At 48.1% G+C, this 13,466-nt stretch carries 13 protein-coding genes; 9 read left to right on the forward strand and 4 right to left on the reverse strand.

Annotation, left to right across the window (positions count from 1 at the left end; translation table 11 throughout):
• Positions 1–397: 397 nt before the first annotated feature.
• Complete coding sequence (locus tag AC58P7_RS25625; RefSeq protein WP_497348014.1) at positions 398–784, reverse strand: DoxX family protein; 387 nt, start codon at positions 782–784, stop codon at positions 398–400.
• Between the two features lie 240 nt (positions 785–1,024).
• Here AC58P7_RS25625 and AC58P7_RS25630 point away from each other — a divergent pair, with 240 nt between their 5' ends.
• The 5 genes from AC58P7_RS25630 to AC58P7_RS25650 all read left to right on the forward strand — a co-directional run bounded on the left by AC58P7_RS25630 (position 1,025) and on the right by AC58P7_RS25650 (position 7,854).
• Positions 1,025–1,843, forward strand: coding sequence for a hypothetical protein (locus tag AC58P7_RS25630; RefSeq protein WP_497348016.1), 819 nt, complete (start codon positions 1,025–1,027; stop codon positions 1,841–1,843).
• A 229-nt stretch (positions 1,844–2,072) separates the two neighbouring features.
• Positions 2,073–3,773 (forward strand): permuted SH3 domain-containing protein, encoded by a 1,701-nt coding sequence (locus AC58P7_RS25635; protein WP_497348018.1) that lies wholly within the window; start codon positions 2,073–2,075, stop codon positions 3,771–3,773.
• A gap of 28 nt (positions 3,774–3,801) precedes the next feature.
• On the forward strand, positions 3,802–4,527 hold the full coding sequence (locus tag AC58P7_RS25640; RefSeq protein WP_497348177.1) for an ABC transporter ATP-binding protein: 726 nt from the start codon (positions 3,802–3,804) through the stop codon (positions 4,525–4,527).
• Positions 4,524–5,699 carry an ABC transporter permease gene (locus tag AC58P7_RS25645; RefSeq protein WP_497348020.1) on the forward strand — a complete coding sequence of 392 codons (1,176 nt, stop codon included), beginning with the start codon at positions 4,524–4,526 and terminating at the stop codon, positions 5,697–5,699. The genes AC58P7_RS25640 and AC58P7_RS25645 overlap by 4 nt, the downstream gene beginning before the upstream one ends.
• 19 nt (positions 5,700–5,718) lie before the next feature.
• Positions 5,719–7,854: a hypothetical protein gene (locus tag AC58P7_RS25650; RefSeq protein ID WP_497348022.1), complete on the forward strand. Its 2,136-nt coding sequence runs from the start codon at positions 5,719–5,721 to the stop codon at positions 7,852–7,854.
• Between the two features lie 311 nt (positions 7,855–8,165).
• Here the strand turns inward: AC58P7_RS25650 and AC58P7_RS25655 are convergent, their stop codons facing one another.
• Entirely contained in the window at positions 8,166–9,269 is a 1,104-nt protein-coding gene (locus tag AC58P7_RS25655) for a metallophosphoesterase family protein (protein ID WP_497348024.1), read from the reverse strand.
• A 210-nt stretch (positions 9,270–9,479) separates the two neighbouring features.
• Between AC58P7_RS25655 and AC58P7_RS25660 the strand changes: the two genes are divergently transcribed.
• From AC58P7_RS25660 to AC58P7_RS25670, 3 genes are read left to right on the forward strand one after another with little or no spacing between them, the layout of a single operon-like run.
• Positions 9,480–9,848 (forward strand): GntR family transcriptional regulator, encoded by a 369-nt coding sequence (locus AC58P7_RS25660; RefSeq protein ID WP_497348026.1) that lies wholly within the window; start codon positions 9,480–9,482, stop codon positions 9,846–9,848.
• Positions 9,848–10,744, forward strand: a complete 897-nt coding sequence (locus tag AC58P7_RS25665; RefSeq protein WP_497348027.1) for an ABC transporter ATP-binding protein — start codon at positions 9,848–9,850, stop codon at positions 10,742–10,744. The genes AC58P7_RS25660 and AC58P7_RS25665 overlap by 1 nt, the downstream gene beginning before the upstream one ends.
• A complete protein-coding gene (locus tag AC58P7_RS25670; RefSeq protein WP_497348029.1) occupies positions 10,741–11,424 on the forward strand; it encodes a hypothetical protein in 684 nt (227 codons plus the stop codon). The genes AC58P7_RS25665 and AC58P7_RS25670 overlap by 4 nt, the downstream gene beginning before the upstream one ends.
• A gap of 63 nt (positions 11,425–11,487) precedes the next feature.
• On the opposite strand, the gene AC58P7_RS25675 is transcribed toward AC58P7_RS25670, so the two are convergent.
• Both AC58P7_RS25675 and AC58P7_RS25680 read right to left on the reverse strand, forming a co-directional pair.
• Positions 11,488–12,024 carry an SRPBCC family protein gene (locus tag AC58P7_RS25675; protein WP_497348031.1) on the reverse strand — a complete coding sequence of 179 codons (537 nt, stop codon included), beginning with the start codon at positions 12,022–12,024 and terminating at the stop codon, positions 11,488–11,490.
• A 39-nt stretch (positions 12,025–12,063) separates the two neighbouring features.
• Positions 12,064–12,402, reverse strand: a complete 339-nt coding sequence (locus AC58P7_RS25680; protein WP_497348033.1) for an ArsR/SmtB family transcription factor — start codon at positions 12,400–12,402, stop codon at positions 12,064–12,066.
• Between the two features lie 285 nt (positions 12,403–12,687).
• Between AC58P7_RS25680 and AC58P7_RS25685 the strand changes: the two genes are divergently transcribed.
• Entirely contained in the window at positions 12,688–13,392 is a 705-nt protein-coding gene (locus AC58P7_RS25685; protein ID WP_497348035.1) for a 3D domain-containing protein, read from the forward strand.
• Positions 13,393–13,466 lie beyond the last annotated feature (74 nt).

Raw genomic sequence — 13,466 nt, forward strand, 5'->3', positions numbered from 1 at the left:
CAAATTTAGCGCACATCTAACCGATAGAAGCGGTTGACCACCTCTATTTGGCCCAAAGGTAGCTAATTCATCCAACTAAGAGTGGTCAACCACTCTTAACTGTCAGTGGGAGGCGCAAATTTAGCGCACATCTAACCGATAGAAGCGGTTGACCACCTCTATTTGGCCCAAAGGTAGCTAATTCATCCAACTAAGAGTGGTCAACCACTCTTAACTGTCAGTGGGAAGCGCAAATTTAGCGCACATCTAACCGATAGAAGCGGTTGACCACCTCTATTTGGCCCAAAGGTAGCTAATTCATCCAACTAAGAGTGGTCAACCACTCTTAACCCCACATAAAAAGGGAGTCCCTAAAGTAGAAGTTGGTACTTTGGGGACTTCCTCTTGCATACCACGCTTAAGAAACAAGCTTGCGGCCATTCGGGCGAAGTGCCCATGAGGCCATGACAAGTGCTAGAAACACCAGTGCTTGTGCAGCGACAGCCAGGCTATCGCCGTTCAAAATGTGCGAAGCCGCAGCTCCCGTGAGCTCGAAGAAAAAGCCGGCGTATGCCCATTCTTTCAATCGCGGAAAGCGTGGGATCAGGATTGCGATGACCGCCATCAGCTTCCAGAAGCCTAGAATCGTTAAGACATACTCCGGGTAGCCAAGCCCATTCAAGGTGTCAATCTGCTGCTCACCATGGGTGATGAAGAAGAATCCGCCAATCACGAAGCTTGCAGGTCCTAGGATGGTGGTTACCCAGTAGGCGATTAGTTTATTGCGTTCTTTACGATAAGACATTATTCAGCGTCCCCTCAAATCAGAATAGTGGTCAAATAATCCTTATTCTACCATAAGTATCACCAAAAAGAGAACACCAGTACGTAAAATTCGGAGACTATGTTACCCTACCATTTTCAGCCAATGCTCAGATAGCTCTCATCGAACCTTCAGTTTACACTCAGATGGGTTTCAGGTAAGGGGTCTATACTTGGTTTTGTAAGGAACACACAAATCCAAAGATGAGGTGGAATAACAATTATGAAAAAAATCAGCAAAAAAATTCTAGCAGGTTCTCTAGTAGCATCTTTTGTCATCGGAGTTGGCTTAGTTGGAGCCCTACATAATGAAGCATTCGCAGATACAGCAACAGGCACGTCCACAACCACAACAGCCCCTAAAGCAGATAAGGCAGGTAAAGGCTTCGGCGATCGTGGCCGTGGTCAAATGGGGGATCGTGGTGGCTTCCGAGGCGGTAATGTCATTAAAGAAACAGCAACGATTCTAGGTGTTGAAGAAAGTGCTGTACAGGATGCGCTCAAGGCTGATAAAACATTAGCAGCTTTTGCAGTTGAAAAAGGCTTAACGAAGGAAGATTATTTGCAAAAGTTAATCGCAGCAGAGACAGCTTCCGTAACCGCTGATGTTACTTCAGGTAAACTAACGCAAGAGAAGGCGGATGAAATCATTAAAGGTCTGAGCGACCAATTAACGAAGCAAATTGACGGAACAGGCTTCAAGGGCGGTTTCCCAGGCGGAGGTAAAGGCGGTCCTGGAGGCTTCGGTGGCGGGCATTTCGGCAATCCAGAGGTACTTACTACCATTCTGGGGATCACACAAGATGAGCTGAGAACAGAACTAGAGTCTGGCAAATCCATCGTGGATATCGCGACAGCGAAAGGCATCAGTGAAGATGATCTGATCAGCAAAATCAAAGACGGCATGACCGATTCCATCAAGAAGTCCGTAGAGGAAAAAGGCACGGCTCATCTGCGTCCTGAAGGTGCGCAAGGTCGTCCGGATCGCAACGCAGCCAAAGATTCAGCAACAGCAACACCAGCCCCGACAGCTACAAACTAATGGGATGTTATGAAGAGCTGCTCGCTATGCGAGCGGCTTTTTGTGCTTGAGGTGGAAGGTTCAATGAAAAGTGGCTCGTCCAAATTTTCAGCAAACACTCAGCTTTCGTTCAACCTATTTTCAGCGCACACTCAGACAGGTTTCAGTCGCCACGAGTAGACTACATCTTGTGAAGATTGTACGACCTAGGCATGGAATGACTAGGATACCGGGAGAGGGGTTATGACGGATGAAAGAAGGCAGGAAGAAGAGGTGGCTCATAGTAGCCTTGGCGGCCATCCTTTGTGGGGCGGGTACATACTACTATGTACATAATAATGCGAAGCCAGCTGCAGCGGCAACACAACAAACGACGATGAAAGTGACTAAGGGAGCCATATCCTCAACGGTATCGGGTACCTCTCAATTGGACGCTAAGGATAAGCAAAATATTGTGATTCCAATGGATGGAATCATCAAAACAATGAATTTAACCCAGAATCAAGCGGTCAAAAAAGGCGATGTGCTCGTCGAGCTTTCTGTTCCGTCAACCGAAACGAATCTGAAAGAAGCGCAAGTGAGCTTGGGGCAGCTGGAGAGTGATCTAGCGGAGCTGCAGGCTGAACAAGGAAATATGAGCGTATCCTCTCCAATGTCGGGCAAAATTTCTTTGAATGCTAATTTTGACGTCGGCAGTCAAGTGAATAAAACGACGAAGATCGGTACGATTTCAGATACAACGCAGTTTAAGGTGAAGCTGCCATTTTCACTGCAAGAAGCTGTGCAATTGAAAAAAGGTGATCCCGTGGAGCTGAGCGTGGATGGTTACTTGCTATCGAAGGTTGGAGCTGTGGATACGATCGGTCACGAAATTAGCGCGGACGCGAATGGAAATAAAGTGGTATTGGTCGATGTACTCGTCGATAATGACGGCACGCTTTCGGCAGGTTTGAAGGTCAAAGGCAGCATCGGCAGCGGAAATACCAAGGTGGAGTCTTCTGAACAGGCTGCGCTTGCCTATGTGCGTACGGCTTCTATTTTCTCCGAAGCTAGCGGTACGGTGAAAACGCTGAAATTCAAAGATGGCGATACGATTAAACAAGGCGATCTGATTGTCACTCTTTTTAATGACGATACGCAAAAGAATATCATCTCGAAACAATCCGCGATTGAAAGTCAAAAGATTCGCGTAAGCGATGCGCAGCAGAAGGTGGATCAATTGACGATCAAAGCACCTTTTGATGGCGTGTTCTCGGCGGATTTTGCCAATAGTAAAAGCAATGTATTACGGAATTACCCAGTTGGCGCGCAAATCAATGCGAACACAACACTTGGTGCGGTTGCAAGCTTAAGCACGATGCAGCTCGCGATTGCGGTGGATGAGCTCGATTTGACAAGTGTGAAGGTGGGGCAAAAGGTTAACGTGAAGGTAGATGCGATTGCGCGCAAAACCTTCACAGGTGAGGTGACCTCCGTATCCAATGTTGGGACAACGACAAATGGGGTTACGACCTATGATGCGGTTGTAGCGATTCCGAATACAGATCAGAATGATTTGAAATATGCCATGACGGCCACGGCTGAAATCCTCATACAAGATAAGAAGGATATTCTCGTTCTTCCGATTCAAGTGGTGACCACAACAAGAGGTAAGTCGACAGTTACGGTGAAGAAAGCCGATGGCACGACGGAAGAGCGTGAACTGCAGGTAGGTATCCGTAGCAAAACGCAAATTGAAGTGCTTGACGGGGTAAAAGAAGGCGATGAGGTTGTGATGCCGGTGCGTAAAGCGACAACCACGACGAATCAACAACAGCAAGGCTTCCCTGGTGGAGCTGGAGGATTCCCAGGTGGTACTGGAGGATTTGGCGGCAATACAGGTGGTACAGGCGGAGCTGGCGGCTTTACGGGTGGAGGAAATGCTAACGGCGGCGGAACGCGTCAAAACTAAGCTAGCCTCTCGGAAAGGAGCTAATGGGATGAATATCATTGAGCTAAATGCGATCACGAAGAGCTATACCCGTGGTGCTGAAGAATTGCAAATTTTGCGCGGCATTACCTTGCATATTGCAGAAGGCGATTTTGTCGCCATTATTGGTCCCAGTGGATCGGGCAAATCGACGTTAATGAATACAATTGGGCTGCTCGACAGCCCTACGACAGGTACGTATACACTGGACGGCGTGGCTACTGAGAAAATGTCAGACAACGGACTTGCTCAGCTGCGCAATCGGAAGATCGGTTTTATTTTTCAACAGTTTAACCTCTTGCCAAGGCTGACAGCGACTGAAAACGTCGAGCTCCCGATGATTTATGCAGGTATTCCAGCCAAACAGCGGAGAGAACAAGCTAAGCGCATGCTGGAGAAGCTGGGTATGGGTGAGCGTGGACATCACAAGCCGAGTGAGCTTTCGGGTGGGCAGCAGCAGCGGGTTGCGATTGCGCGAGCGTTGGCCATTTCACCGTCGCTGATTCTAGCGGATGAACCGACGGGTGCGCTGGATTCGAAGACGGGCATCGAAGTGCTCGAGTTGATCAAAGAGTTAAATCAGCAGGGCAATACGATCGTTCTGATCACGCATGATCATCACATTGCCGATAATGCGAAGCGTGTCGTTGCGCTGCGCGACGGTGAAATCGTCAGCGACACTCGCAACGATTCATGGTCGGTTGAAGTGCCTAAGCTAGAGGAGGCGCATTCATGAGAATTTGGGAGCTTTTCCAAATGGCGATGAGCACCATTCGTTCCAATCCGCTTCGAACCGTGCTGACCATGCTGGGCGTAATTATTGGTGTTGCCTCCGTCATCACGCTTGTGTCGATTGGTCAAGGAACGTCCAAAGCCATCGAAAAGCAATATGAAGGGCTAGGGACGAATCTCCTGACCGTCAATTTGCAGGGGAACGGACGCGCCACGCAGTTGAATTACGATGAGTTAATGACGCTTGAGGGGACGGCGGGCATCTCCACGATTGCGCCAACGATGACCCAGAACAGCTCCATTAAATTCGATCGTACAACCGAAAGCTACAATGTGATTGGAACGAATGACCGTTATTTGGATTTGCAAAAAGGGAAGATGGCTAGCGGGCGTTTCCTCGCTCAGGCGGATCTGGATTTCCGCAATCACGTTGCGGTCATCGGTAGTGATGTCGCTACCAAGTTTTTCGGTAAGGATGATCCGATCGACGAAGAAATTAACGTGAAGGGCTACATGTACACGATTATCGGTGTTCTTCAAACGAAGGGCTCCAATACGAGCGGAACCTCGTTGGACAGCTCGGTGTTCGTACCGTTGCCAACGATGAGCAGGGATTTCAAACTAGGTAACATTCGGACCGCCTATGTGGAAGCATCTTCTGGTGATCTCGTCAGTCGTGCACAATTAGCCTTGGAAGCTTACTTATATCAGAAGTTTAAAAGTACGACTGGCTACAATATTTTGAACTCATCCGAACTCATTAGCGCAAGACAAACGGCTTCCAGCACGCTGACCAATCAATTGGTTGCTGTTGCAGCAATTTCCCTGCTCGTAGGCGGGATCGGGATTATGAATATCATGCTCGTGACCGTAAGTGAGCGAACGAGGGAGATCGGGATTCGGAAGTCGATTGGGGCGAAGCGAAGAAATATTTTGCTGCAATTCCTAGTCGAAGCTACCTTGATTAGCGGGATGGGCGGTTTGATCGGTTTACTTGTAGGGGTCGGCTTATCACTCGCATGGCCATACATTAATCCGAGTCAACAGACGAGCCTATCTCTCAATATTGGACTTTATGCTTTTCTTTTCTCAGCACTCGTTGGCGTTATTTTCGGCCTATACCCGGCTAATAAAGCATCGAAATTAAAACCTATCGACGCGCTGCGTTTCGATTAGGCAACAGGAGGTTTGTACTATGATTCGTAAACTAACATCGATCCCGCTTAAACAGACAAGTCTAGCTGTACTGCTGACAGGAAGCTTGATGGCTGCCTCATGGGCAGCTCCGGCTCCCGCCGCACATGCCGCATCAGAGGGCGTTTTTATCTCGAAGGATTCTTATTTTATGCTTAATAAAGCAGCATTGTCGTCTTCTTCCCTGCAGTTCTCCGTATTATTCCATAATGGGGAAAATCAGACGCTTGATTTTAACAAGTATGGCGTACGCGTGACGGATGGTGCTGGACACAGCTACACGGCCAATTTAAGTGAGAAAAAGAGCGGCATCGTAAATGGCGGGGAAGAGCAAAGCTTCCGCTTCTATGCAAACCTGCCGGCTGGTGAATCCGCTGCTGATCTCAAAGTGGATGTATTCCGTTGGGATTACAATAAATCGGATTTCATGAATCATCTAGGTGAGCTGCCGATTGCCTCGGTGATCCAAGAAGGGCAGCTTGAAGCGCCAGAAGAGATCATTAACTTGCGCACGCTAGACAGCACACTCGCGAACGATGCTTCTCTTGCTTTTCAATTAGGTCAGAGCGTACGTGTTACGGAGAATGGCAAATGGTACATGTACACGCAAGTTGCTGCTAAGAACTTAGGTTCAAGCAGCGTGAAGGTACCTGCAGGACTGCTCGTTAGACTTGTGGATGCAAATGGTTTGAAATACACCTCGACGGTTGCGAGTGGGGCGGATACGTCTATTTTGCCTAACCAATCCGATACGTTGACGCTCAAAACACTTATTTCTAAAGGCATGCCAACAAGCGGGCTGTCGCTGGAATATTATTACTTAAACCAAAGTGAGGATGTTTCACTGGGGACCTTGAATATGAACTCGTCGCTGAGTACGGTAGCTTTGGGCGTGAAACAGAGCTATGCTGGCCAGCAGGATGGCGAGAAGGTAACGGTGAAGGCTAGTTCGTCTACGTATGCGATACAAGCGGATGGTGTCCATGTTCAAACCGTGGTTACATTGAGCAATGATGGCGACGTGGTCGCTCCTGTTCCTTCCTTGTTGGCATCCTACCAATTCGGCGACTCAGGCTCATCGGTATCGTCGACAGATAACAGCACGCGAAGCGGCTTTCTAGCTCCGAAGGAAACAGCGACGTATTACTTTAACGCGACATTGCCAACGGGGATTGATCCGAATGCGGCACAGCTGGTGCTGTGGCAGAAAGCAGCGGCTAGTACGGGCAGCACAGCGGGAAGCGGGACGTCCGCTGGTACAGGGAGCAGCACGGCAACGACAACGACAGGGCAACAGCCTGTGGCTGTGTTCCTGTTGAAAGGTGCAAGCGAAGCGAAAAACGGTTTCACCACAGCGGTGAACTATGAGATGGGCAGCAAGCTCGTATTCAGCAATAGTTCTGTCGTTAATGCGAATCTCGATGTATCGCTTGTTGAGTTACATGCGCATGAGAACGATGATCTTGGCTACAAAACCGCGATTGCGAAATACAAAATCACGAACAACGGCACGAGCACACTCGCGCTGCCTGAACTGCAGAACGAGCTCATCGATGGTAAAGGCAACGCCTATACAGGCTCTCGTCAAAGCGCGGCTGCGACACAAATCACACCAGGCAGCTCCTACGTTGTAAGCTATTCCTACTTGCTGCCGAACAAAGAAGTGACAGATGATGATTCCTTCGCACTGAATGTGTACGATGATAAATCCGTTTCCGAAGGTAACGTATCCATCGGGACGTTCAAAGTAGCCTTGCAGAAAGAAGATGAAGGAGATACCATTTCCATCTATCCATTCTCCCTCAAAATCAATGACAGCACGGTTAGCTGGAGTTATAGCGGCGGGACTTACTCGTATATCCTCCGTTTGGATATGGATATTTCACACGAGGATCAAGTCATTATCGATTCTAATTTCTCCAAAATTCAATTCGAACTGGTCGATTCTTTCGGCCGCATCGTTGGGACCCAAGATGCTGCATTGACGGGTACTGGCAAATTAACGAGCGGTAGCCAAAAAATCAGCATCTCCGGCTTGAAAAACGAACAAATTGACTCCGGCATGGTCGTCAATATGTACGAGGTTATTAACACACCGAATGGAACGGCGAAGCGCCTTTTGAAGCAATTTAAATAAAATAGTGTCTGCCCAAACCTGGCTTGTGGCCTGAGTTTGGGCAGTTTTTTGTCATTAGGGGCGGGAAGTAGGGCAAAGGGCCCCCACACTTTCAACATACCCATGGTTAAACTTATAAAGACCGTCCCGCAATCGCCCTAGATCAGAAGACGAGATTCAAGCCTTAAATTATATTGCACGGTCCACGTTCAGAAACGCTAAATGAAGCGATAGAAGAGAAATCCCGTATCACAATTCTTGATCAAGATAAGATAAGAGGCACCGATCTAAACTAGGGTCTGTGCCTCTTTTTTATGAGGTGAGGGAGTTGCTTACTTCACATCATACCCCTTAGCGATGGATGGCTCGATCCATCGCTTTTCTGTATGCTCGCGGCGCAGTATGACGACGCGCTCTGGGTAGACGTCGACGATCAGACTTTGGCTGAGCGATTGGGTTTCGGGCTCATTTTTGGCGCTCCATACCTGACGGATGGAGGCGCTTGAAGCGGCAAGAAACTTCAGCTGCTTCACTTGGTTGGTCGTTTCAATGTTCCAGTGGGTGTGCCCACTGAACAGGATGACGTTCGGGTGCGCGTCGAGCAGCGCACGCAGTTCCTGGTGCTGGACGACGCCCAGCTCCAGATCGGTGCCATCCAGCGTCCCTGGCAGCGGCTGGTGGAGGAACACAAACACGGGCTTGCTGGCATCCGCCGAGCCCGCGGCCGTGAGCCGCTCGCGCAGCCAGCTGAGCTGCGCGGGAGAGAGGAACGCATCCTCATTGATGGATGCGTCAACGTCTCGGTACGCTTCCCCGCTAAGGAAGAGGAAGCGGTAACCCTCTACGACAAGCTCGTGATACGGCTTGTCATAACCCCACACGCGGTCGAATAATGCGACCGCTTTGCTACTTGACCAGGATGGATTCATCTTCGTGTAATCCATCACGCCATCCGGCTTGCGCCACACGCCGTAGTAGTCATGGTTGCCCATGGTCGCCTGCACAGGGGCATGGGGTTGTCGGCTGAGCAGCGCCATCAAGCTGCGATAATCGCCCTCACTGCCATCCGTGAGGTCACCGTTCAAGACAAGCAGCTTACTTTCGGGGCGCAGCTCATGGTGATCCGCTAGTGCTTGTCGCAGAAGCAGCAGGGAGGCCGAGTCCGACGAGACGATATGAAGGTCGCTCATGACCGAGAAGGAAAACAGCGGCGCGGCTGTTTGCGACTCCGTACTTACAGCAGCAAGCTGTGAGGTGCGATTTTTCTTTATTTTTTCTCCTTGCTCTAGTCCCAGTCCTTGCCCTTTTCCTTCTCCTTGCCCTAGTTCCAGCCCCTGCTCTTGCCCGTCCTTCCCAAAAGCAAGATCCCCAACAGGGCTAACCACCGCCAACCCCAACAAAACCACTAAACTACTCCGTATGAGAAATAGAAACATAGTGAACCTACCTTCCTATAAAGTGCTCTTGATGCCTGTAGTCTAATTAGTTACACACGCAACGTCCTTCCTCTACTGGTATTCCCCTCTAAAAAGGCAATTATTTAACTGCCCAATTATTGTAATTCACTTGACATTGAAGTTATTTGGTTATATGGTTAATTACATTAGTAACTAACCAATGTAGTGACGAAAGCGGTGGTGATAATTGTGGGATTTATGATGGACGATAGCCGCCCGATTTTTGTGCAAATCGCAGAGCAGATTGAAGATGACATTATCGAATCACGCATGCCGGAAGAATCGCAGGTTCCTTCTACGAATCAATTTGCAGCTTTTTATGGGATCAATCCGGCAACAGCGGCGAAGGGTGTTAATCTGCTGGTGGACCAAGGGATTTTATACAAGAAGCGTGGAATTGGCATGTTTGTAGCGGAGGGAGCGAGGATTAAGCTGATGGAGAAGCGTAAAGAACTCTTTTATGAGCAATATGTCGTGACGATGGTGAGAGAAGCTGAGAAGCTGGGCATAACGGTAGAACAACTGACTGAAATGGTGCGGAGAGGGGAGAAAGCCTAATGACGAACATTGTGGAAGTGAAGGGACTTACGAAGTCCTATGGCAAAGTGACAGCCGTGAATCATGTAAGCTTTAAGATAGAAGCGAACAAAATTTATGGCTTACTTGGCAGAAACGGGGCAGGCAAAACGACCATCATGCATATGATCTCCGCACAGCAGTTCGCAACTAGTGGTGAGTTGAAAGTGTTTGGCGAGGAGCCATTTGAGAATAGTCGCGTGCTGAATCAGATTTGTTTTATCAAAGAGAGTCAGAAATATCCGGATACCTTTCGAATTATCGATGTGCTAGAGGTTGCAAAAACCTTGTATCCGACCTGGGATGATGCGTTTGCCTATGCATTAATTGAAGATTTCCGGCTTCCGATCAAAAGAAAACTTAAAAAGCTATCCAGAGGCATGCTGTCCTCGGTGGGCATTGTTGTAGGGCTCGCTAGCCGCGCGCCATTGACGATTTTCGATGAGCCGTATCTCGGTTTGGACGCGGTAGCGCGAGTACTTTTCTACGATCGACTCCTAGAGGATTACGCGGAGCACCCGCGAACAGTCATCCTTTCCACCCATCTGATCGATGAAGTGAGCCGCTTGCTGGAGCACGTGCTTGTGATCGACAATGGTAAATTGCTATTAAATGAAGATGCGGATGCGCTTCGCGGCCGTGCATGTACCGTTTCTGGTCTGAAATCAGCTGTGGATGCCTTCACGCGGGGTAAAGTAGTGTTGGATCGAACAGCCATTGGATCTGCTGCCACTGCAACAATCATCGGCGAGCTGGGCGTACAAGAACGGAAATATGCCGAAGAATTAGGACTCGAATTCGCTCCCGTATCCATTCAGCAGCTCATCGTTCATCTGACACGCACACAAGTGGCGGGAAAGGGGTCTGAATCTGTATGAACCGAGTCAACCAAGTGGTGAAGCTTCAACTCATTAATAAAAAGCTATGGTTTACGATTCCATGGGTCATTCTTGGTGTTAATTTTTTGATAAACTATGTGATTGCGCTATCGCTTAACACGGAAGAGTCCATGAATACTGGCTCCATTACATCCATTTACATCTACACCTTTGTTGCAGGAACGTTGACGCTTAAAGAAACATTCCCATTCGCCATAGGACTAAGCATTCGGAGGAAAGACTATTTCATTGGCACTGCGCTTACCGTTCTCTTTGTTAATATCATTTCTTCTCTAGGTTTGGGTCTGCTATCTGCGATTGAGGAAGCGTCGAATGGGTGGGGGGTGAGCCTGCATCTCTTTAAAATCGGGATTTTTAGCGATGTGTCGTTCTTGGGGATGCTGGGTATCCATTTTAGTATCTTAATTCACCTTTACTTCCTAGGCTTTGCGATTTCGAGCTTATATCGTCGTTGGGGCAGTATTGCGATGTATACCTTCTTTACCGTGTCTTTGGTGATGGGGACTGTCGCTTCGTATGCCATGACTCATTTTGGGAAATGGACCGATCTCGGCAATTGGCTTGCTGATCATTATTTAGAGTTGTTCTGGTGGATGATTCCATTAGTCGTGATTTATTCGATCATCTCGTACGGATTGCTGCGCAGAGCGGCTGTATAAGTTAACAAAAACGAGCCCCAGAAGATAATTTCTGAGGGCTCGTTTTTTCTATCTTTCATTGAATTAAGCCGTGATTTTCGCCAAGTATTCATCCAATTGGTTGAACGTTCCGCCGAAGCCTTGTTCCATGGAACCTTTCATCGATGCGAAGAAATTCAATTCTTCTTCTGTGGCGTTGATAGGACCACCACGCATAGTAAGAATCGTCTTCCCATCTTCTTCTGTAAACGTTAGGTTATTCATAATTTCCATTGGGAAGATGGGGCTAAATGGTGCGCGAATGACGTTAGCCTCTGCATCCGAGAAGGAGTTTACGAATACCAGCTTCTCAGGTGAAATTACTTCGTGGTAAACGAATTTGCCCCACATTTCAAAGCCTTCTGGAGATTTCATCGCGTAGTGGAAGACACCGCCTGGGCGAACATCCAAGGATACAACCGTCAGCTCCATGCCTGTTGGTCCCCACCATGCTGCTAAGTGTTCAGGTGCCGTCCATGCTTGGAAAACAAGCTCACGCGGGGCGTTAAAGATGCGTGTAATCACCAATTCGGTACCCTCTGTATTCGTGCCAATTTGATTTATTGTGTTTTCTTGTGTCATAGCTATTTCCTCCATCAGTTTAAAATAGTGTACATAAACTTATCTACCAGTTGGTTTGTCTTTGTTGTCTTTCGCTTGCATCGACTCCAGATAAGCCTCCAACCGATCAAATCGGGTTTCCCACAGGCGCCTGAAGGAACCCAGCCAAGTGTCAATAGCTTGAAGGGACTGCGGCCGCAGCTTGTAAACCCTTCGGTTGGCTATCGGTTGTACCTCTACGAGTCCTGCCTCGCTAAGTACACGCAGATGCTTGGAAACTTGCGGTTGGCTGAGGCCAAGCTGTTCAACGATTTCCCCTACGGTCAGGGGACCGTTTCGCAAGAGCTCAACCATGTGTAAGCGGTGTGGCTCGGCAAGAGCACTGAATATCGTATTCATGTACACAATATACCTCGAACGGAATATTCCTGTCAAGGAATATTCAAATGGAAAAAATAACATGGATCAGACCATGTTGGACAGTTTCTATTTGCTTTTGATTCCATCCATAGGTTATGTATCCTAGACAGAATGAGACGGAAATATGCAGGCTAAACTGCTCTTAATTCTCTCGTATTTGCCTACTTCTCTACCATTATTTTGATAGGCAATGTATAGAAATACAATTTTATGCCGAGTCTAGTAGCTATAACTCTATTAATTTTTCGAGGAGGAACTATAGCTATGATGTTTCGTAAAATATGTATTTCGACCTTATCCCTTACCCTGTTGCTTGGATTGTGGTTCATGCAAACGAAGGCATATTCCTATCCGACGAGTGATGAAGATGGGGACATGTCACCTGTCTATGTGGCTTCTACGAATGGAAGCACGGATAAACCAACAGAAGATACGCTTCCCGCTGAAGTGGAGAAGGCCACGACAGCATACCAAGTAAGCAGCGGAGATACCCTTTTCAAAATAGCAAGAAGCTTCGATATCGCTGTTGATGACCTTATATCTGCTAATCATATTTCAAATCCGAATCAATTGACGATCGGACAAAATCTGACCATCCCCATCGTAGCGACTGGAGCTTCATCCTCGGAGGGGCAGCCGAAAATTATCAAAAAAGTAATCAACACAACGCTAACTGCGTATACCGCAGGCTTCGAGTCAACAGGGAAAAAAGCCTCTCACCCCACATACGGCATTACTTATAGCGGCATCAAAGCCAAAGAAGGACGTACGATCGCGGTAGATCCAGCGGTCATTCCATTAGGATCAACGGTGTTTATCGAGGGTATTGGCATTCGGAAAGCGGAAGATATCGGATCAGCGATTCGCGGTTCTCGAATTGATGTCTTCATGAATGATTTGGGCCAAGCACAGGAGTTTGGTGTGAAAAAGAATGTGAAGGTGTATCTGCTAGATAAAGAAAATGCGTGAAAACTACGATAATCGCAAGAAAGACCGACGTCATTGACGTCGGTCTTTCTTGTAGTTTACCGCATAGCCCTTTC

This window comes from Paenibacillus sp. J22FR5 (genome assembly GCF_059691975.1).